Source organism: Streptomyces caelestis (genome assembly GCF_014205255.1).
Taxonomy (GTDB): domain Bacteria; phylum Actinomycetota; class Actinomycetes; order Streptomycetales; family Streptomycetaceae; genus Streptomyces; species Streptomyces caelestis.
Genome location: NZ_JACHNE010000001.1, coordinates 5,688,669 through 5,707,952, shown reverse-complemented (window position 1 = coordinate 5,707,952; position 19,284 = coordinate 5,688,669). Strand labels below are relative to the sequence as shown.

At 71.6% G+C, this 19,284-nt stretch carries 17 protein-coding genes and 2 pseudogenes; 5 read left to right on the top strand and 14 right to left on the bottom strand.

Features of this window, described 5'->3' with window-relative positions:
• Positions 1–96: 96 nt before the first annotated feature.
• The gene (locus HDA41_RS26265) at positions 97–855 is read right to left on the bottom strand and encodes an LOG family protein (protein ID WP_184987772.1); all 759 of its coding nucleotides are present in this window, start codon (positions 853–855) and stop codon (positions 97–99) included.
• 118 nt (positions 856–973) lie between these two features.
• The gene (dapE, locus tag HDA41_RS26260) at positions 974–2,053 is read right to left on the bottom strand and encodes a succinyl-diaminopimelate desuccinylase (RefSeq protein ID WP_184987770.1); all 1,080 of its coding nucleotides are present in this window, start codon (positions 2,051–2,053) and stop codon (positions 974–976) included.
• 83 nt (positions 2,054–2,136) lie between these two features.
• Here dapE and HDA41_RS26255 point away from each other — a divergent pair, with 83 nt between their 5' ends.
• Both HDA41_RS26255 and HDA41_RS26250 read left to right on the top strand, forming a co-directional pair.
• Positions 2,137–3,120: a VldE C-terminal domain-containing protein gene (locus HDA41_RS26255; protein ID WP_184987768.1), complete on the top strand. Its 984-nt coding sequence runs from the start codon at positions 2,137–2,139 to the stop codon at positions 3,118–3,120.
• 340 nt (positions 3,121–3,460) lie between these two features.
• Positions 3,461–3,907 carry an ATP-binding protein gene (locus tag HDA41_RS26250; RefSeq protein WP_184987766.1) on the top strand — a complete coding sequence of 149 codons (447 nt, stop codon included), beginning with the start codon at positions 3,461–3,463 and terminating at the stop codon, positions 3,905–3,907.
• Positions 3,908–4,017: 110 nt separating this feature from the next.
• Here HDA41_RS26250 and HDA41_RS26245 read toward each other — a convergent pair whose 3' ends face one another.
• Together HDA41_RS26245 and fdxA are read right to left on the bottom strand one after the other, a co-directional pair.
• Complete coding sequence (locus HDA41_RS26245; protein WP_184987764.1) at positions 4,018–5,109, bottom strand: bifunctional succinyldiaminopimelate transaminase/glutamate-prephenate aminotransferase; 1,092 nt, start codon at positions 5,107–5,109, stop codon at positions 4,018–4,020.
• 128 nt (positions 5,110–5,237) lie between these two features.
• Complete coding sequence (gene fdxA, locus HDA41_RS26240; protein WP_010047804.1) at positions 5,238–5,555, bottom strand: ferredoxin; 318 nt, start codon at positions 5,553–5,555, stop codon at positions 5,238–5,240.
• Positions 5,556–5,695: 140 nt separating this feature from the next.
• On the opposite strand from fdxA, the gene HDA41_RS26235 reads away from it, so the two are divergent.
• Together HDA41_RS26235 and HDA41_RS26230 are read left to right on the top strand one after the other, a co-directional pair.
• Entirely contained in the window at positions 5,696–6,709 is a 1,014-nt protein-coding gene (locus HDA41_RS26235; RefSeq protein ID WP_184987762.1) for a GNAT family N-acetyltransferase, read from the top strand.
• A gap of 30 nt (positions 6,710–6,739) precedes the next feature.
• Positions 6,740–7,591, top strand: coding sequence for a transglutaminase family protein (locus HDA41_RS26230; RefSeq protein WP_184987760.1), 852 nt, complete (start codon positions 6,740–6,742; stop codon positions 7,589–7,591).
• A 25-nt stretch (positions 7,592–7,616) separates the two neighbouring features.
• On the opposite strand, the pseudogene HDA41_RS26225 reads toward HDA41_RS26230, so the two are convergent.
• From HDA41_RS26225 to HDA41_RS26205, 6 genes and pseudogenes are all read right to left on the bottom strand, one after another.
• A pseudogene (locus HDA41_RS26225) lies at positions 7,617–7,733 on the bottom strand (LuxR C-terminal-related transcriptional regulator); the annotation flags it as partial.
• A gap of 39 nt (positions 7,734–7,772) precedes the next feature.
• Positions 7,773–7,954, bottom strand: a pseudogene (locus HDA41_RS41570) (ABC transporter ATP-binding protein); the annotation flags it as partial.
• 211 nt (positions 7,955–8,165) lie between these two features.
• Positions 8,166–10,820: a hypothetical protein gene (locus tag HDA41_RS26220; RefSeq protein WP_184987758.1), complete on the bottom strand. Its 2,655-nt coding sequence runs from the start codon at positions 10,818–10,820 to the stop codon at positions 8,166–8,168.
• Between the two features lie 156 nt (positions 10,821–10,976).
• Positions 10,977–11,387 (bottom strand): DUF6113 family protein, encoded by a 411-nt coding sequence (locus HDA41_RS26215; protein ID WP_184987756.1) that lies wholly within the window; start codon positions 11,385–11,387, stop codon positions 10,977–10,979.
• Positions 11,384–12,244, bottom strand: coding sequence for an N-acetyl-1-D-myo-inositol-2-amino-2-deoxy-alpha-D-glucopyranoside deacetylase (mshB, locus tag HDA41_RS26210; RefSeq protein WP_184987754.1), 861 nt, complete (start codon positions 12,242–12,244; stop codon positions 11,384–11,386). Before mshB ends, HDA41_RS26215 begins: the two co-directional genes overlap by 4 nt.
• 25 nt (positions 12,245–12,269) lie before the next feature.
• A complete protein-coding gene (locus HDA41_RS26205; protein WP_030842840.1) occupies positions 12,270–12,464 on the bottom strand; it encodes a hypothetical protein in 195 nt (64 codons plus the stop codon).
• A 179-nt stretch (positions 12,465–12,643) separates the two neighbouring features.
• On the opposite strand from HDA41_RS26205, the gene HDA41_RS26200 reads away from it, so the two are divergent.
• Complete coding sequence (locus tag HDA41_RS26200) at positions 12,644–14,767, top strand: prolyl oligopeptidase family serine peptidase (protein WP_184987752.1); 2,124 nt, start codon at positions 12,644–12,646, stop codon at positions 14,765–14,767.
• A gap of 367 nt (positions 14,768–15,134) precedes the next feature.
• On the opposite strand, the gene HDA41_RS26195 is transcribed toward HDA41_RS26200, so the two are convergent.
• The 4 genes from HDA41_RS26195 to HDA41_RS26180 are packed head-to-tail and all read right to left on the bottom strand — an operon-like array spanning position 15,135 to position 19,233.
• Positions 15,135–16,283, bottom strand: coding sequence for an ABC transporter ATP-binding protein (locus tag HDA41_RS26195; RefSeq protein WP_184987750.1), 1,149 nt, complete (start codon positions 16,281–16,283; stop codon positions 15,135–15,137).
• Complete coding sequence (locus HDA41_RS26190; protein ID WP_184987748.1) at positions 16,276–17,334, bottom strand: ABC transporter ATP-binding protein; 1,059 nt, start codon at positions 17,332–17,334, stop codon at positions 16,276–16,278. The genes HDA41_RS26195 and HDA41_RS26190 overlap by 8 nt, the downstream gene beginning before the upstream one ends.
• An 11-nt stretch (positions 17,335–17,345) precedes the next feature.
• On the bottom strand, positions 17,346–18,314 hold the full coding sequence (locus HDA41_RS26185; protein WP_184987746.1) for an ABC transporter permease: 969 nt from the start codon (positions 18,312–18,314) through the stop codon (positions 17,346–17,348).
• Positions 18,307–19,233 (bottom strand): ABC transporter permease, encoded by a 927-nt coding sequence (locus tag HDA41_RS26180; RefSeq protein ID WP_184987744.1) that lies wholly within the window; start codon positions 19,231–19,233, stop codon positions 18,307–18,309. The genes HDA41_RS26185 and HDA41_RS26180 overlap by 8 nt, the downstream gene beginning before the upstream one ends.
• Positions 19,234–19,284 lie beyond the last annotated feature (51 nt).

Sequence of the window (19,284 nt, the reverse complement as noted above, 5' to 3'; positions counted from 1 at the left end):
TGGACCTCCGGCCCATGCCCAGCCGCCACCCGAATCACTCGGACAAGAAGCCCGGCTCGCCCGGCCGAAGCGGTCGGCCAGAACCCCGGCTCGCCTCTACCTGCCCGCTTCCTTCGACACCAGTGCCACCGCCTCGTCCACGTCGTCCGTGACGTGGAACAGGAGAAGGTCCTTCTCCGCGGCCTTGCCCTGGGCGATGACCGTCTGGCGGAGCCAGTCGACGAGGCCGCCCCAGTACTCGCTGCCGAAGAGGACGATCGGGAAGCGGGTGACCTTCTGCGTCTGGACGAGGGTGAGGGCCTCGAAGAGTTCGTCGAGGGTGCCGAGGCCGCCGGGCAGGACGACGAAGCCCTGCGCGTACTTGACGAACATCATCTTCCGGACGAAGAAGTAACGGAAGTTCAGGCCGATGTCGACGTACGGGTTCAGACCCTGCTCGAACGGCAGCTCGATGCCGAGGCCGACCGAGATGCCCTTGGCCTCCAGGGCCCCCTTGTTGGCCGCCTCCATCGCGCCCGGGCCGCCGCCCGTGATGACCGCGAAGCCCGCGTCCACCAGTCCCCGCCCCAGCCGGACACCCGCCTCGTACTCGGGCGAGTCCGCCGGAGTCCGGGCGGAGCCGAACACGCTGATCGCGGGCGGGAGTTCGGCGAGCGCGCCGAAGCCCTCGATGAACTCCGACTGGATGCGCAGCACGCGCCAGGGGTCGGTGTGCACCCAGTCGGACGGGGCGCGCTCGTCCAGCAGCCGCTGGTCGGTGGTGCTGGCCTGCACCTGCCCCCGCCGCCGGAGGACCGGGCCCAGGCGCTGTTCCTCCGGCGGCTGCTTCTTCCCCTCGGGGTTGCCGGTCGCCATGTGCGCTCCCTCCGTCGTGCCTGTCGTTCCACCTCAGCGTAGATCTACGCGGGTTACGAGCGGGGGACGTGAGCATGTCCGCGATGGAGCGCCGTAAACACGACGGCCTCCCGGCCGTTCAGGCCGTCAGCCAGGTCCGCAGGCGCTCCTCGCCCGCGAGGACCTTCGCGACCTCCACGCGCTCGTCCCGCTTGTGCGCCAAGTGGGGATTGCCCGGGCCGTAGTTGACCGCGGGGACGCCCAGGGCCGAGAAGCGGGACACGTCCGTCCAGCCGTACTTCGGCATCGGGGTGCCGCCCACCGCCTCGATGAACGCCTTCGCCGCCGGGTGGGACAGGCCCGGCATCGCGGCCGAGCTGTGGTCGACCACCTCGAACTCGTCCACGCCGCAGTCCGCGAAGACCTCCCGGACGTGGGCCACGGCCTCCTCGGGCGTGCGGTCGGGCGCGTAGCGGAAGTTGACGGTGACGACGCACTCGTCGGGGATCACGTTGCCGGCCACTCCCCCGGTGATGCCGACCGCGTTCAGGCCCTCGCGGTACTCCAGGCCGTCGATCACCGGCCGGCGCGGCTCGTAGGAGGCCAGGCGGGCGAGGATCGGGGCGGCCGCGTGGATGGCGTTGGAGCCCATCCAGCCGCGCGCCGAGTGGGCCCGCTCGCCCTTGGTCCGCAGCAGCACCCGCAGCGTGCCCTGGCAGCCGCCCTCGACCTGGCCGTCCGACGGTTCCAGGAGGACCGCGAAGTCGCCCTGGAGCCACTCGGGGTGCGCCTCGGAGACGTGCTTGAGGCCGTTCAGCTCCGCGGCGACCTCCTCGTTGTCGTAGAAGACGAAGGTCAGGTCGCGGTTGGGGGCCGGGACGGTGGCCGCGACGCGCAGCTGCACCGCGACGCCCGACTTCATGTCGCACGTGCCGCAGCCCCACAGGACGCCGTCCTCGTCGAGCCGGGAGGGGACGTTGCCCGCGATCGGGACGGTGTCGATGTGACCGGCCAGGATCACCCGCTCCGGGCGGCCCAGGTCCGTCCGCGCCACGACGTTGTTGCCGAACCGCTCGACCGTCAGGTGGGGCAGGCCACGCAGCGCGGTCTCGATCGCGTCGGCGAGGGGCTTCTCGGTGCCGCTCTCGGAGCGGAAGTCGACGAGCCGGGCGGTGAGCTCCGCGGCGTCCAGCGTGAGGTCAAGGGAGGTGTCGGCCATGCCGTCGACCCTAACGCGCCAGGGTTGTGCACACGGTCCACACCCGGCTCAAGCACTCCGTACTCTCCAGTACCTTGTACGGCGTGCCAGAGCCGTCCTCTTCTCCCAAGCGTCGCGGCCGCGTCTTCCGATGCGGGTCCGCGTTCGTGATCCTGCTCGCGATCGCCGGTTACCTCGTGGTGCAGTACATCACCGGAGGCACAGGCGGGCCGGGCTGCAAAGTCGTCTCCGGCGAGGGCGACGGGGCGTCGTACGAGTTCACGCCCGAGCAGGCGGTGAACGCGGCGACGATCGCCGCCGTGGGCGACGGGCGCGGCCTGCCCGAGCGGGCCGTGACCATCGCGCTGGCGACCGCGCTCCAGGAGTCGAGCCTGCGCAACATCAACCATGGCGACCGGGACTCGCTCGGCCTGTTCCAGCAGCGGCCCTCACAGGGCTGGGGCACGCCGAAGGAGATCATGGACCCGACGTACTCGGCCGGCGAGTTCTACGACCACCTGGTCAAGGTGCCGGGCTACACGCGACTGCCGCTCACGGTCGCCGCGCAGCGCGTGCAGCGCAGCGGCTTCCCGCAGGCCTACGCCAAGCACGAGCCGGACGCCGCGCTGCTCGCCGCGGCTCTCACCGGGCAGTCCGCGGCCACGCTGACCTGCGAGGGCCGCCCGGCCGCGACGCGGGCGACGGGCCCGGACGGGGTGCGTGCCGCGCTCGTGCGGGACTTCGGGCGCGATGTCCTGGAGCCGGCCGGTGCGGAGGTGGGCCGCTCGTCGGCGGCCTCTCCGACGCCGTCTCCGAGCGGTACGGGCGGGTCCGACGGGCGGACCATGACGCTGCCGGTGACCGCCGACACCAGTGCCGCCACGGGGCAGAGCGTGGAACAGCGCGGCTGGCAGCTGGCGCACTGGGCCGTGGCCAACGCCTCCGAGCTGCACATCGCACGCGTCACGTACGCGGGGCGGGAATGGGTCGCCGGGAACACTGCCAGCGAGTGGCGGGGCGTCACGCCGAAGGGCACCGCGGGTGCGGAGCGGGACGCGGGCGCCGTCCGTATCGTGACGATGGGCTAGATCGCGCAGGGGTGCGGGGCTTCACCCCTGGGAGTTACCCGTACGGCGCGGCGGCGGGGTGCGCAGGTTTCCGCGTCCCCGTATCGGAAACGGCGAGAACCCTTGGAATCACAGGGCTGGAAGGATTCGGCGGACTTTCCGGCGGAGCCTCTTTGCCCGTTTCTATCCGCAGACGATAATGCGACGCATTACCAACTCTTTACGTTGCGGCGCCGCAACCTTCGCGGGCTTCGAGCGGTAGTCACTGCGTCCGAGCCGGGGAGATCAACAGCCAGTCGATCAACTCCCGGACCGGCCGGACGCTTCACAACCTCACCGTTCTCTCCGTCGAAGGAGCACCATGTCCCTCCCCCTGACCCGCCGGATCGCCCGTGCCGCGTTGATCGTCGCTGCGGGAGCGGCTGCCGGGGTCGGTGCGGCCGGCTCCGCCAGCGCGGCCCCCGAGCTGCCGGCCACCCCGAACCTCGGCGGGCTGACCGCCCTGGACGGGGCGAACGTCGGCGACACCGTCGACGGCGCGGCGCAGAACGTCACCGAGTCCGCGGGTGACACCGGCAGCAAGACCGTCAAGAAGACGGTGTCGGCCGTGGACAAGACCAGTGGCAAGGCAGTCAAGAAGACCACGCCGGCCGCGCAGAAGGCCGCCGGCGACGCGGCGGGCTCCGCCGGGCAGCTCGTCGGCGACGCGGCTGGTTCGGCGCAGGGTGGCCTGCCGGCGGACTCCCTGACGAAGGGCGGACTGCCGTCGGCTGAGTCGCTGCCCGTCAAGGGTCTGCCGGTCGGCTGACGCCGGGTCCTGAGCGCCGACGGGGTCCAGGGAGTTTCCCTGGACCCCGTCGGTTTGTGTCTGTCCGGGTCGGTGCGGCTGAGGCGTCTTGGCCGGTGCTCGGCGTTGGGTTACAGACGCTGCACCGCAGCCGCTACCCGCTCGTCCGTTGCCGTCAGGGCTACTCGGACGAACTCGGCGCCTGCCGGGCCGTAGAAGTCGCCGGGGGCGACCAGGATGCCTCGTTCGGCCAGGTGGGAGACCGTGTCCCAGCAGGATTCGCCTCTCGTGGCCCACAGGTAGAGGCTGGCCTCGCTGTGCTCGATACGGAAGCCGTGGGCGAGGAGGGCCTCGCGCAGGAGGGTGCGGCGGGCGGCGTAGCGCTCGCGCTGGACGCGGACGTGGTCGTCGTCGCCGAGGGCCGCGATCACCGCTGCCTGGGTCGGTGCCGACGTCATCATGCCGCCGTGCTTACGGATCTCCAGGAGGGGAGCCAGGACCGCGGGATCGCCGGCCAGGAACGCCGCCCGGTAGCCGGCCAGGTTCGAGCGCTTGGAGAGGCTGTGGACGGCGACGACGCCCTCGCACGAGCCGCCGTTGACGTCCGGATGGAGCACCGAGACCGGGTCGGCCTCCCAGCCCAGCTCCAGGTAGCACTCGTCGGAGAAGAGCAGGACGCCGTGCTCGCGGGCCCAGGCGACGATCCGGGTGAGCTCCGCCTTCGGCAGGACCCTGCCCGTCGGGTTGGACGGCGAGTTCAGCCAGAGGAGCCTCAGTCCCTCGGGGTCCAGTTCCGTCGGGTCGTCGTAGACCTCGTACGCGGCGCGGGCCAGGCGCGCGCCCACCTCGTACGTCGGGTAGGCCAGGCGCGGGTAGGCCACCCGGTCGCCGGGGCCGAGGCCCAGCTGGGTCGGGAGCCAGGCGACGAGCTCCTTGGAGCCGACGATCGGCAGGACGTGGCGGTGGGTGACGTCCCGGGCGCCGAGGCGGCGCTCGACCCAGCCGGTGATCGCGTCGCGCAGCTCGGGCGTGCCCCAGACGGTCGGGTAGCCCGGGGAGTCCGCCGCGGCGACCAGAGCCTTCTGGATCAGCTCGGGGACCGGGTCGACCGGGGTGCCGACCGACAGGTCCACGATGCCGTCCGGATGCGCGGCCGCCGTGGCCTTGTACGGCGTCAGCTTGTCCCAGGGGAAAGTGGGGAGACGGTCGGAGACTGCGGACACGGTTTCTGGCTCACTTTCTGGTACGTACGAGCCGTCGCGCGGCAACGCCTCGGCCCCGTACGGCGACCAGGGCGTGGTCGGGCCGTACGGGACCGAGGCGGCACGGATGTGCGGGCCGCTTGCGGTGACTAGGCCTGCGGCGGCAGCGCGGCGATGAAGGGGTGGTCGCGCTCGATCAGCCCCAGCTTGCTGGCGCCGCCGGGCGAGCCGAGCTCGTCGAAGAACTCGACGTTCGCCTTGTAGTAGTCCTTCCACTCCTCCGGAGTGTCGTCCTCGTAGAAGATCGCCTCGACCGGGCAGACCGGCTCACAGGCACCACAGTCGACGCATTCGTCCGGGTGGATGTACAAGGACCGGGAGCCCTCGTAGATGCAGTCGACCGGGCACTCCTCGATGCACGCCTTGTCCTTGACGTCGACACAAGGCTGCGCGATGACGTAGGTCACGCTGTCGTTCCTCCTCGATAGGGCGCTGGCGGGCCTCCTCAGGCTCCGCCGCCTGGCGCGCGGGAGCGCGGCGTCGTCGATGCCCGCCCCTAGTATCTCCGTTCTTGGGCATGATCCGAACAGGAGGGGTGAACTGACCTGTGGAAATCTCTGCCGCCGGGCGACTTGAGGTCCGTATCACCGCTGCTGACGTGGGCAAACGGGTCTCCGTACGGAGCTTGATCGAACATGCTCCGACGGGTGAGAAGTTCACCGACACGGTCGGAGTTCTCACATCATGGGACAAGGGTGTGTTGCTGATCACACGGAAGGGCGGCGAGAGCGTCCGCATCGCGGAATCCGCACTGGTCGCGGGCAAGGTCGTACCCTCCGCACCGGCGCGTCGCCGCGGTCCGGCCGCCTCCTACGAGGAGCTGGCCCGGGTGGCCGCGCGGGCCTGGCAGCCGGTGGAGAGCGAGCGGCTCGGGGACTGGGAGCTGCGGGCCGCGTCCGGGTTCACGCGGCGGGCCAATTCGGTGCTGCCGCTCGGTGACCCGGGCGTGTCCCTGGACGAGGCCCTCGACACCGTCCGGCGGTGGTACGGCGAGCGTGGCCTGCCCGCCTACGTCCAGACCGCGACCGGTGCCGAGGGCACCCAGGAGCTGCTGTGCGCGGAGCTGGAGGCGCGGGGCTGGGCGCGGGAGGTGACCGCCGAGCTGTGGGTCGGGCCGCTGGCGCCGGTCGCCGACCTCGCCGAGCCGTCGGGGGTCGTGCTGTCCCGGGAGGCCGACGAGGCGTGGCTGGCCCGGTACCAGCGCAAGGGGGTGAGCGACGTCGCGCTGCGGGTGCTGGGGGGAGGCCCTTCGGTGTGGTTCGCGACCGTGCCCGGTTCGGCGGGCGCCGCTCCGGCCGCCATCGGGCGGTGTGTCGTCGACGGGCGATGGGCCGGGTTCGCCGCCGTCGAGGTCGATCCGGAGCTGCGGCGGCAGGGGCTGGCCACGGCCGTGATGGCGGCGCTGGCCCGGCGGGCCCTCGACGAGGGCGCGTCGGCCTCGTGGCTCCAGGTCGAGGCCGAGAACGAGGGAGCGCGGGCGTTGTACGCCGGGATGGGTTTCGCCGCGCACCACGCCTACCACCACTACCGGGAGCCGGATGACCGCGCCTTTGGCCGGTAGCCGATCGTCGTGAGAGGGCACGAGCCAGCTATGAGTCCCCCGTATCCCCCGTCCTCCGAGCGTTCCGCCGAGCTGCGGCGGCGATTCGCCGAAGAGGCCCGGTCCGAGCGGCCCGATCTGTCGACGTTGTGCCTGCTGGTGGGCGCGGAGGCGGACGGAGCGCTGGACGAGGCGGGCATGGATGCCGCACAGGTCGAGCTGGACCGGCTGGCCGGGCTGCTGCCGTACCGGCCCGGGGGGCCGCGGGCGTGGGCGGTCGCCTTGCGGGAGCTGCTCGGTGACCGGCTGGGGTTTCACGGCGCCCCGGCCGACTACCAGCGCCTGGAGTCCTCCCTGCTGCACGAGGTGCTGGCGCGGCGCCGTGGGCTGCCGATCCTGCTGTCCGTGGTGTGGATGGAGGTGGCCCGGCGGGCCGGGGCGCCGGTGTACGGGGTGGCTCTGCCCGGGCATTTCGTCGTCGGCTTCGGGCTTGACGAGGGGCAGGTGCTGGCCGATCCGTTCGACGGGGGGCGGGTGCTGACGGGGGCGGACGCCGAGTTGCTGGTTGCCGGGGCGACGGGGGCGCACCTTGATCCGTCGATGTTGCGGCCGGCCGATCCGCTGGATGTGGTGCTGCGGATTCTGAACAACGTGCGGGCGTGGGCGGCGGCCCGGCCGGAGCGGTCGGATGTGGCGTTGTGGGCGGTCGAGCTGTCGTTGTTGCTGCCCTCGCATCCGGCTCGGTTGCGGTACGAGCGGGCGCAGTTGCTGGTGGGGCGGGGGGATTTCCTGGGTGGGGCAGTGGAGCTGGAGGCCTACGCGGAAGTGGTGAGGGCGGTGGACGAGAGGGCTGCCGAGCGGGTGCGGGGGGAGGCGGCGGCGGCCCGGGCGATGCTCAACTGACGCCCGCTCGCCGCGGAGGCCTTGTTCACAACCAGCCCTTTTCCCGCGCGGTTCGGACCGCCTCCGCGCGGTTTCTCACTGCCAGCTTCTGGATGGCTGTGCTGAGGTAGTTGCGGACCGTGCCCTGGGAGAGATGCAGGCGACCTTGCGGATCGCCTCGGCCAGCTGGGGCGGGGGCGTCCTTGACCACTGTGACCTCGTCCATCTGCCGCATGGCGCCCACGCGCACTGCGACGATGGCGTTTCGGGGCTGGTGCCGAAGAGACGGACCGTGCCGGTGTCCGGCTTCTTGAGGCCGAGCGTCAGCCCGTCCACGGCCCGTCCGGTCCCGTAGCTCTTGCTCACCTGGTCGAATCCGACCACGGGCGTTGTCGTCGTCCTACCGGCCAGGGTGGCCGGGGGCGGGGTGCGCCGGGCAGTGTCGGCGGTCCTGACTCCCGTATGACAGATGTCATGGCGGCCCACGGGGGCGACAGGCCGGCCGCCCAGGTCGCCGGGGGCGGCGTGGGGACACCCGCCGAACGCGCGGGGCGCCCCGGTCCGTGGACCGGGGCGCCCCTCAACCCGCCTGCGGCTAACTGGGGTTGGTGTCGATCACACCGACGCGGTCCGCCGCCGTCTTGCCGAGCAGGGCCTTGCGCATGGCGCCGATGACGTCGTCGGGCGTCACGGGGGTCTTCTTGCCGTTGCCCCGGGTGACCAGCACGCTGTCCCAGGCGCCGCCGTACAGCTCCTTCAGCGCGGCCCTGTCGTAGTACTCGACCAGCTTGTTGCCGACCGGCTTGACCGCGAGGAACCTCCACAGCGAGTTCTGGGGGCTGAACTTGACCTCCACGCCGCCCGCCTCGACCGTGACGATGCCCGACATCGCCGGCTTGGCGAACGTGTTCATCATCCGGTCGACCTCGGCGTTGGAGATCTTCGGCTGCTGGGTGGTCGTCGGGACGGATACCGGCGTGGCCGAGCCGGTCTCCACCTGGGCGCGGTACGCCTCCTCCACCGCCGCCGTCGACTTGGCGAGGTCGATGCCCTTGCCCGCCTTGCCGTACACGGGGACGGCCTTGCCCGGCTTGAACTTGATCGTGCCCTCGGTGACCGAGCCGGCGCCGCCGGCCGCGCTCTCCAGGGCGACGTGCAGCTTCTCCTCGTCGATGGGCATGTCCGGGGTGACGACCCGGTGGTTGCCGAAGAGCGAGCCGATCACGGAGACCGGGTTGTAGTCGCTCTTCGCCGCCGCGTCGGCCGTGGCGTCCATGTCGAACTGCAGGCCCGCGTTGTCCGGGTCGAGGGAGACGGTCTTGCCGTCCACCGACAGCTTCAGCGGCTTGCCCACGCGGTCGTCGAAGGCGTCGTCGAGCTTCCTGACCGCGCCGTCACGGGTCGTGCCGCCGATGTCGACGCCGAGCACGGTGGTGCCCTTGGGCACGTCGGTGCGGTTCATCAGCAGTCCGGCGCCGTAGACGCCACCGGCGATGACCACCACGCCGACGGCGAGCAGCACGAGCTTGTTGCGCCCCTTCTTCTTCGGCGCCTTGGAGGAGCTCGCCGGGGGCGGGGAGACCGGCTCGGGCAGCTTCGGGGCCGTGTGGGGCACCGGGCCGTCGCCGGGCGCACCCGGGTTGAACGACGAGGCCGCGCCGGGCGGTACGACGGGGATGCCGCTGGTGACGGTGTGCCCGGAGACGTTGTCGTGGCGAGGCCCGTAGCCCTGGCCGTCCGGGGGCTCGGGGGCCGGCTTCTGCGGGGTGAGGATGGCGGTGTCGTCGCTCATCCCGCCGCCGGGGCCATGGCCCGCGGCGCCGTGGCCGGTGGGAGCGGCAGCACCGGGGGCGCCGCCGAGGGGGCCCGGGCCACCGGGACCCGCAGGGGCGCCGGGGCCACCAGGGCCTCCGGGGTTGCCCACACCGGCAGGTCGGCCAGGACCCCCGGGGTTTGCCGTACCGGCAGGTCCGCCGGGTCCGCCCCTGCCGGCGGGACCGCCTATGGCTCCGGGACCGGCAGGTGCGCCGGGGCGGCCCGGTCGGCCGGGGGCGTTGAACGGGCCGGGGGCACCGGGGCGGCCGGGCTCGTCGAAGGCGCCTGGGCCACCGGGCTCGCCGAAGCCGCCGGAGCCACCAGGCTCGTTGAAAGCGCCCGGGCCACCAGGACCACCCAGCTCATTGAAGGTGCCAGGCCCGCCGGGACCGCCCGGCCCGCTGAAGCCGCCCGGCCCGCCGGGACCACTCAGCTCATCGAAGCCGCCCGCGCCACCGGGTCCGCCCGCCGGCGGGATCATCGGGCCGTCTCCGGTGACCGGACCGGCGGTCGGGCCGGCCGGGCCCTGTGTGCCGGGGCCGCCCGCGTCGCCGAAACCGTCGGGAGCGCCCTGGCCGCCGTGGCCGTCCTGGCCGTTCCGGCCGAGGCGGTCGTTCTCCGAGAAGTACGGCAGGTCGTCGCGGCGCGTTTCACCACCGTCACCGCCCGGGGCGGGACGCGAACCGTTGCCGAGCGGGCCCGCCGCCAGTGCCTCGGTGACGTCGAAGGAGCCCGTGCCGCCGCCGTGCCCGGGCGCGACGGGGCCGCCGGTCGCGCCGCCGGGGAGTCCCGCGCCGTTCGTGCCGCCGGACCGGGAGCCGCCCGGCCTGCTCATGGAACCGACCACGCCTCCGGGCCGCCCGGCACCGGAACCGCCCGCAGCGGGGCCGCCCGAGCCGGTACCACTGGCACCCGGGCCACCCGCACCGGAGCCACCCGCCGCCGGACCGGAACCGCCCGGCAGACCGGCCCCGTTGGTGGAGCCGCTCCCCTGACCGGCCTTGCCCGAGCCGGACTTGCGGGGCGCGAACCAGTCGCTGGTCGGCTTGTCCTCGGCGGACCGGGCGGGTTCGGCGGGGGACTCCACCGTGCCGGTGCCCCTGGGCGTGGCGGCGCCCGGAGCCGTCGCTTCGTTGCCCGCGCCGGCACCGGCACCGGCGCCGGAACCGGTACCGGTGTCGCCGGAGCCCTCCGCGTCCGCGACGGGCTTGCGCATCACCACCGGCGGAATGGGCCGTGACCCGGGGATGTTGATCCGGATCCGGGTCGTCAGCGTGGTCTCGGTCTTGCGTTCCTCCGGCCGCGTGGCCGAACGGCCCGCTTCCGTACCGCCGTCGGAGACCGTCGGGGTCCCGTACGGCGGCGTACCCGACGGGTAGGCGGCTCCGCCGCGCCCGTTGGGCCCGGAGGACGGAGTGTCAGTTTCACGACTCAAGGCAGGTTCTCCCGGTTGGCTCCGCCGCCCGACACAACCTCACGCGGGCAGCTCGGCGGCGCGCACCACCATACTGGCCACTTGTCACCCGTATCCCATGACCGCTATGGAAACCCACACCGGACTCCCACGGGCACGTCCCGGCGAAGTGGTACGTCACTTGGCAAGTCGGACGGGACCGCCGTCCGGTTGCCGCCCCGGGGCGAGGGTGGCGCAGATCACAGCCACGCCGATGCCCCCGAGCAGGAAGAGATAGGAGCCGGCGCCCGCCGCGAAGAGGAAGTCGCCCTCCGGGCGGCTGGCGGTGAGCAGGACGACGGCGAGCATCCAGCCGGCGGCGGCCGCGACGCCCCCGGCCCGCCCGCGGGTGACGCGCGCGGCACCGAGGACGAGCCCGGCCTCACCGGCGAGGGCGAGCAGCAGCCCGCCCGGGAACCACCCGGGCTGCACCAGCGCCCCGGCCGCGCCGACCACGGCCCCGAGCAGGAAGAACCCCACCAAGGCGGCGACGCGTCCGGCGGAGGGCGGCCGCATCGGCTGGGCGAGTATCGGACTGCGGTCGCTCATGAGGCCTCCTCGATCCCGGCGAACAGGTCCGTCTCCCGCTCGCCGGAGCCCCGCTCGCCGCGCACCAGCTCGTAGTACTCGGTGGTGAGGATCGGCTGGGCGAGTTCGTTGGACAGCGCGAAGTACGGCCCGGACACGGTGATCTGGGTGGCGTGGGCGCGCATCGCGGCGGCCTTGGCGGCGGCGTGCGCGGCGCCGTCGACGGCGGTGGTGATCCGCTCGTCGGCCACGACGCCCGGTACGTCGTCGACGTCGGCCGTCTTGGCGAAGGGGAGGCCGGGCAGGTCCTCGCGGAGACGGGCGAAGGACTGCTCCACAACCGACCGGGGGGCCCGGTTCCAGTAGACCTTCGGGATCGGCCGGCCGGACTCGGCGGACAGCTCGACGGCCCGCATGGCGACGCGGTGGGCCTGGATGTGGTCGGGGTGGCCGTAGCCGCCGTTGTCGTCGTAGGTCACGAGAACCTGGGGGCGCACCTCGCGGATCACCTCGACGAGGTGTGCGGCGGCCTCGTCCACGTCGGCCTGCCAGAAGCAGCCGGGGGCCTCGTTGTCGGGCAGGCCCATCATCCCGGAGTCGCTGTAGCGTCCGGCACCGCCGAGCAGGCGGAAGTCCTGGACGCCGAGCGCGGCCATGGCGGCGTCGAGCTCCTGGCGGCGGTGCTGGCCCAGGGCGGGACCGGTCAGGTGGGCGAGCTCGGGCGGGATGACCTCGCCGCGTTCGCCGAGGGTGCAGGTGACCAGGGTGACGTGGGCACCCTCGGCCGCGTACCTGGCCATGGTCGCGCCGTTGTTGATCGACTCGTCGTCCGGGTGCGCGTGCACCAGCAGCAGACGCCGGTCGGGCAGTTCCGTCATGGACCCAGACTACGAGGTCCGGCGGTCAGAACTTGATGCTGCCGATCATGCCCGCGATGTTGGTCGTCAGCTCGTTGATCGTGGGAGCCACGGTCGAGGAGGCGAGGTAGAAGCCCAGCAGCATGCAGACGATCGCATGCCCGGCCTTCAGCCCTGACTTCTTGATCAGCAGGAAGACGATGATCGCCAGCAGCACCACCGCCGAAATCGAGAGTGCCACGGCGGCTCACCTCCAAAGATCCACGAGGGCGCGGGGGGTCGGACTATGGGGGGGCATCAAATCCGTACAGCAGCCAGCAGGTTCATACCCACTATGCGACATTGATCATAACTATCCGTCCGTGCGCATCGATCGGCGCACGGCCGCACAAGGGGGCGCATGGCCAATATGGTCAGGGCATGACGACCGAGCCTGACTCCTTCCCCCGACGGCACGCCCGTACCCAGCGCTTCACGCTCGGCGCGCCGCGTTCGTTCACCGTGGCGCCCGACGGTTCGCGTGTGGTGTTCCTGCGCTCCGGTTCCGGTACGGACCGGGCGAACTCTCTGTGGGTCCTCGACACGGAGGACGGCGGGGAGCGCGTGGCCGCCGACCCGCGCGCCCTGCTGGGGGGCGCCTCGGAGGACCTCTCGCCCGAGGAACGCGCCCGGCGTGAACGCAGCCGGGAGGGCGGCGCGGGCATCGTCGGGTACGCCACCGACGCGGCCGTCGAATTGGCCTCTTTCGCCTTGTCAGGGCGGCTTTTCGCGTCTGAGCTGCGGGCCGGGACGGCGCGTGAACTGCCCGTGCCCGGGCCGGTGATCGACCCGCGTCCCTCGCCCGACGGGCGGCACGTCGCCTACGTCGCGCAGGGTGCGCTGCGCGTCGTGGGCGCCGAGGGGGAGGGCGACCGGGCGCTCGCCGGGCCGGAGTCGGAGAATGTCTCATATGGACTGGCCGAGTTCATCGCGGCCGAGGAGATGGGGCGGTCGCGCGGCTTCTGGTGGGCCCCGGAGTCGGACCGGCTGCTCGTGGCGCGTGCGGACGACACGCCGGTGCAGCGGTGGTGGATCTCCGACCCGGCGCATCCGCAGCGCGAGCCGCAGCGGGTGGCGTATCCGGCGGCGGGCACCGGCAACGCGGACGTACGGCTGTTCGTGATCGATCTGGCCGGCGCGCGCACGGAGGTCGCCTGGGACCGGGCGCGGTACCCGTATCTGGCGCGTGTGCACTGGTCAGCGGCGGGTGCGCCGCTGCTGCTCGTACAGGCGCGAGACCAGCGCAGCCAACTGATTCTCGCGGTGGACGCGGAGTCGGGCGCGACCCGGATGGTACACGCCGACGAAGATCGAACATGGCTTGATCTTTTCCCCGGGGTGCCGTGCTGGAGTCCGGCCGGGCAGCTGGTGCGGATCGCGGACGAGGGCGGTGCGCGGGTGCTGGCGGTCGGGGACCGGCCGCTCACGGGAGCGCAGCTGCACGTGCGTGCCGTGCTGGACGTCTCCGAGGACGACGTGCTGGTCTCGGCGTCGGCCGGCGAGGAGGCCGCCGAGCCGGAGACGGGCCAGGTGCATGTGTACCGGGTGAACGAGCTGGGCGTGGAGCGGGTGTCGCAGGAGCCGGGCGTGCACTCGGCTGCGCGGGCCGGGGACGTGACGGTTCTGGTCTCGGCGACGCTGGACCGGCCAGGTGCGCGGGTGCAGGTACTGCGTGACGGGAAAGCGGCGGTTCATGTCCCTTCCTACGCCGAAGATCCCGGTCTGTCCCCCCGCGTGACACTCACCGAGGGGGGCGCACGCCACATCCCGTGCGCCGTGCTTATGCCTCGGGACTACGCCGGTGACACCCCCCTGCCGGTGCTCATGGACCCGTACGGCGGGCCGCACGGGCAGCGGGTGTTCGCGGCCCACAACCCGCATCTCACGTCGCAGTGGTTCGCGGACCAGGGATTCGCGGTGGTCGTCGCGGACGGCCGCGGCACCCCGGGCCGCTCCCCCGCCTGGGAGAAGGGAATCCACCACGACTTCACGCTGTCACTGGACGACCAGGTGGAGGCTCTGGAGGACCTCGCGAAGAGGTTTCCGCTGGACCTGACCCGGGTGGCGATCCGCGGCTGGTCCTTCGGCGGCTGGCTGGCCGGCCTCGCGGTGCTGCGCCGGCCGGACGTCTTCCACGCGGGGATCGCGGGCGCGCCCGTGACGGACTGGCACCTGTACGACACGCACTACACGGAGCGCTACCTGGGGGACCCGGCCCAGCACCCGGACGCGTACGCGAGGAGCTCCCTCGTCACGACGGACGGCCTGTCCTCCCCCGCCGAGCCGCACCGCCCGCTGATGATCGTGCACGGCCTCGCCGACGACAACGTGGTCGTCGCCCACGCCCTGCGCCTCTCCTCGGCTCTCCTGGCCGCCGGCCGCCCGCACGAGGTGCTGCCGCTGTCCGGGGTCACCCACATGACCCCGCAGGAACAGGTCGCGGAGAACCTGCTGCTGCTCCAGGTCGACTTCCTGAAGCGGTCCCTGGGGATCACCGGCGCCTGAGCATGCAACGGGCCGGGGCGACATAACGCGCCCCGGCCCGTTTACGGCACCCGCACGGCCGTACGCCGTTCAGCCTGACGCGTCCGTATATCGGGACCGGGTCGGCGAAGTTGCCTGCGTGTTAACGCAGTTCGCGGGGGTTTGTGGGCACTTCGGCAGCCACCGGCGCCGTGTGCCGCGGCTGGGTGAGCCGGCGCCTCGACGTCGGCCGGTGTCCCGGCATGGGACGCCAGGTGGCCGAGCACGGCCTCATGCGGCCGGGCTCGGCAGGACTCATCGCCGGTGCCTGCCCGGCTCCCGCGAACACCGGTTCCCGGCACCTTCGGCAAGAAGGGCCGGGAACCGGAAGGGACGTCGCACAGGGCCGTCAGGCCGCGTGGATCACGTCCTTCTCCTCGGCGAAGTGGCAGGCCGACTCGTGGGCCGCCGGGGTGTCCTGGCCCTTGAAGCGCTCGGGGACCGCGAGGAGCGGGACCTCCTGGGCGCACTTGTCCTGGGCCTTCCAGCAGCGGGTGCGGAAGCGGCAGCCCGAGGGCGGGTTGGCCGGGGACGGGACGTCGCCCGTGAGGATGATGCGTTCGCGGCCCTCGCGGGACTCCGGGTCGGGGACCGGCACCGCGGAGAGCAGGGCCTGCGTGTAGGGGTGGGTCGGGTGGTCGTAGATCTCCGTGTCCGTACCGATCTCGGCCATCTTGCCCAGGTACATCACACCCACCCGGTCCGAGATGTGCCGGACGATCGACAGGTCGTGCGCGATGAAGAGGTAGGACAGGTTGAACTCGTCCTGGAGCTTCTCCATCAGGTTGATGACCTGCGCCTGGACGGACACGTCCAGCGCGGAGACCGGCTCGTCGCAGATGATGATCTCGGGGTTGAGCGCCAGGCCGCGGGCGATGCCGATGCGCTGGCGCTGACCGCCCGAGAACTGGTGCGGATAGCGGTGGATGTACTCCGGGTTGAGACCGACCACGTCCAGCAGGTCCTGGACCTTGCGGCGGCGGTCGCCCTTCGGGGCCACCTCGGGGTGGATCTCGAAGGTCTCCCCGATGATGTCGCCCACCGTCATGCGGGGGTTGAGCGAGGTGTACGGGTCCTGGAACACCATCTGGATGTTGCGGCGTACGGCCTTCAGGGCGCGGCCGGACAGCTTGGTGATGTCCTGGCCCTTGTAGAAGATCTCGCCCGCGGTCGCCGTCTCCAGCATCATCAGCAGCTTGGCGACCGTGGACTTGCCGCAGCCGGACTCGCCCACGATGCCGAGCGTCTCGCCCTGGTAGAGGTCGAAGGAGACCCCGTCCACGGCCTTGACGGCACCGATCTGACGCTTGAGCAGGATGCCCTGGGTCAGCGGGAAGTGCTTCACCAGGTTGCGCACCTGGAGGATCGGCTCGCCGCGCTCGACCGGTGCCTCGATGACGGCCACGGCCTCCTCTTCGGTGGCGACCTCGACCGTCTCGACCTCGGTGACGTTGGGAGTCGCGTCCACGGCCTCGTCCGTCTTCTCCAGGTCAGCCATGGATCGTCTCCTTCCAGAAGTGGCACGCGCTGCCGCGGCCGACGAGCTCGCCGCCGTCCCGCTCGGTGACCGGGTGCAGGGGCGGGACGTCCGTACGGCAGATGTCCTGCGCCTGCGGGCAGCGCGGGTTGAAGGCACAACCGGACGGGATGCGCGTCAGGTTGGGCGGCAGGCCCTTGATCGCGTACAGGTCCTGGCCCTTCTGGTCCAGGCGCGGGATCGACTCGAGCAGGCCCTTGGTGTACGGGTGCGCGGGCCGCTTGTACAGCTCGTGCACCGGGGCCGTCTCCACGATCCGGCCCGCGTACATCACCGCGATCTTGTCCGCGACGTCGGCGACGACACCGAGGTCGTGGGTGATCAGGATCAGGCCCATGTTGTACTCGCGCTGGAGGTCCGCGAGCAGGTCCATGACCTGGGCCTGGACCGTCACGTCGAGGGCCGTGGTCGGCTCGTCGGCGATGATCAGGTCCGGCTCCAGGGCGAGCGCCATCGCGATCATGATGCGCTGGCGCATACCGCCGGAGAACTGGTGCGGGTAGTCGCCGACGCGCTCCTTGGCGGCCGGGATCTTCACGCGGTCCATCAGCTCGATCGCCTTGGCCTTGGCGTCCTTCTTGCTCAGGCCCTGGTGGACGCGGAACATCTCGCCGAGCTGGTAGCCGACGGACAGCACCGGGTTCAGCGCGGAGAGCGCGTCCTGGAAGATCATGGCGATCTTCCTGCCCCGGATCTTGCGCCGGGCGTCGCCGGACATGGTGAGCATGTCCTCGCCCCGGTACAGGATCTGGCCCTGGGGGATCCGCCCGGGCGGCATGTCCAGAATGCCCATGATCGCCTGGGCGGTCACGGACTTGCCGGAGCCGGACTCGCCGAGCACGGCGAGGGTCTCGCCGGAGCTCACGGTGTAGTTGACGCCGTTGACGGCCTTGGCCACGCCGTCACGCGTGTGGAACTCGACGTGCAGGTCGCGCACTTCGAGCAGGGGGATGTCGCCGTCGGCCGCGCCTCGCGGCTCGGGCACGTCACGGGTCTCTTCGATGGTGGTCACGTACGCCCTCCTCAGCGCAGCTTCGGGTCAAGGGCGTCGCGCACCGCGTCGCCGAGCATGATGAACGCGAAGACCGTGAGGCTGAGCATGCCCGCCGGGAACAGCAGGGTGTGCGGGTTGTCCCGGATCACCTTGCTGCCCTCGGAGATGTCGATGCCCCACGAGATCGTCGGGTCGCTGAGGCCGAGGCCGAGGAACGACAGCGTCGCCTCCGCGGAGATGTAACCGCCGAGGGCGATCGTGGCCACGACGATGGTCGGCGCGATGGCGTTCGGCATCACGTGGCGGAACAGGATCCGCGTGGTGCCGGCGCCGAGCGCCCGGGCCGCCGTCACGTAGTCCGCCTGCTTGGCCGTGATCACGGAGCTGCGGGTGACGCGCGCGATCGAGGTCCAGCCCAGGCAGGCCAGGGCCAGGATCACCACGTACACCTTGCGCTCGGTGAAGGCGTTCAGGACGACCATCGTGCCGAGCAGGAACGGCAGGCCGAAGAAGATGTCGACGACCCGGGAGATCATCGAGTCGATCCAGCCGCCGAAGTAGCCCGCGAGCATGCCGAGCAGCCCGCCGAGCAGGGTGACCAGGGCGGTCACACCGACGCCGACGAGGATGGAGGCACGGGTGCCGTGGATGACCCGCGAGTAGATGGAGCGGCCCTGCTGGTCGTAGCCGAACCAGTCGGGCTGGAAGAAGTGCCCCAGCTGCGGCTTGCCCAGGTAGTGGTGGACGAGGTCGCCGTCGCGCGGGTCGACGCTGGTGAACCAGCCGGGGAACGCGGCGATCACCAGCAGCAGGAGCAGCAGCACCGAGGAGATCCAGAACATGGGCCGGTGCCGCAGGTCGTACCAGGCGTCGCCCCACAGGGAGCGCGGCTTGTCCCTCTTCTTGGCGCCCTCCTTGGCGGGTACGCCGACGGCCGGCGGGGCCACGGCGTCCACGGCCGCGGCGTCGGTGGTCTGGGCCTTGGTCACGTCAGGCATACCGGATCCTCGGGTCCAGGACCGCGTACAGCAGGTCGATGAGCAGGTTGATCAGGAGGATGACGAGGACGAGCACCGTCACCACACCCGTGACCGTCGAGCCCTCGCTCGTCTGGATCGCCCTGTAGAGGAGGTTGCCGACACCCTGGATGTTGAAGATGCCCTCGGTGATGACCGCGCCGCCGATGAAGCCGCCGACGTCGGTGCCGACGAAGGTGACCACAGGGATCAGCGAGTTGCGCAGCAGGTGGACACCGATGATCCGGCGCCGGGGCAGGCCCTTGGCGAGCGCGGTGCGCATGTAGTCGGCCCGCAGGTTCTCGGCGAAGGTCGTCCGGGTGAGCCGGGCCACGTACGCCATGGACAACATGGCGAGGACGAAGGCCGGCAGGAACAACTGTGAGAAGTCCGTGGAGTCCTGGACGTTGGGCGGCAGCCAGCCGAGTTCGTCCGCGAAGATGAACCGGGCGATGAAGCCGAGGACGAACACCGGGATGGAGATCACCGTCAGCGTGAAGACCAGCACGCCGGTGTCGGCGGCCTTGCCGGCCCGCAGACCGGCCCAGGCGCCGAGGCCCACACCGATGATGATCTCGATGGTGATGGCCAGCAGCGTCAGCCGCAGCGTCACCGGGAAGGCCTCGGACATGAGCTCGGTGACCGGACGGCCGGCGAGGTTCTTGCCGAAGTCTCCCTGGAGGAGATTCCACATGTAGTGGACGTACTGTTCGAGGACGGGCTTGTCGAAGCCGTACTCGCGCTTGATCTGCGCGATCTGTGCGGGATCGGGAGCCTTGTCCCCGTAGATGGCCCGGACCGGGTCGCCCGGCAGGATGTGGACCATCAAGAAGATCAACAGAGTTGTCCCGATGAAGATCGGGATCATCTGGAGCAGTCGCCTGGCGGCGTAGCGCCCCATCTTGCGCCTCCATGCCGTGAGGGGTCGGCGAGGCCTGCGCACTCATACCGC

What these genes read in the sequence shown, in the direction of transcription:
- HDA41_RS26265 (WP_184987772.1), bottom strand. Translation starts at nt 855, where the DNA reads ATGGCGACCGGCAACCCCGAGGGGAAGAAGCAGCCGCCGGAGGAACAG.
- dapE (WP_184987770.1), bottom strand. Translation starts at nt 2,053, where the DNA reads ATGGCCGACACCTCCCTTGACCTCACGCTGGACGCCGCGGAGCTCACC.
- HDA41_RS26250 (WP_184987766.1), top strand. Translation starts at nt 3,461, where the DNA reads ATGTCCCTCCCCCTGACCCGCCGGATCGCCCGTGCCGCGTTGATCGTC.
- HDA41_RS26230 (WP_184987760.1), top strand. Translation starts at nt 6,740, where the DNA reads ATGAGTCCCCCGTATCCCCCGTCCTCCGAGCGTTCCGCCGAGCTGCGG.
- HDA41_RS26215 (WP_184987756.1), bottom strand. Translation starts at nt 11,387, where the DNA reads ATGAGCGACCGCAGTCCGATACTCGCCCAGCCGATGCGGCCGCCCTCC.
- mshB (WP_184987754.1), bottom strand. Translation starts at nt 12,244, where the DNA reads ATGACGGAACTGCCCGACCGGCGTCTGCTGCTGGTGCACGCGCACCCG.
- HDA41_RS26200 (WP_184987752.1), top strand. Translation starts at nt 12,644, where the DNA reads ATGACGACCGAGCCTGACTCCTTCCCCCGACGGCACGCCCGTACCCAG.
- HDA41_RS26195 (WP_184987750.1), bottom strand. Translation starts at nt 16,283, where the DNA reads ATGGCTGACCTGGAGAAGACGGACGAGGCCGTGGACGCGACTCCCAAC.
- HDA41_RS26185 (WP_184987746.1), bottom strand. Translation starts at nt 18,314, where the DNA reads ATGCCTGACGTGACCAAGGCCCAGACCACCGACGCCGCGGCCGTGGAC.
- HDA41_RS26180 (WP_184987744.1), bottom strand. Translation starts at nt 19,233, where the DNA reads ATGGGGCGCTACGCCGCCAGGCGACTGCTCCAGATGATCCCGATCTTC.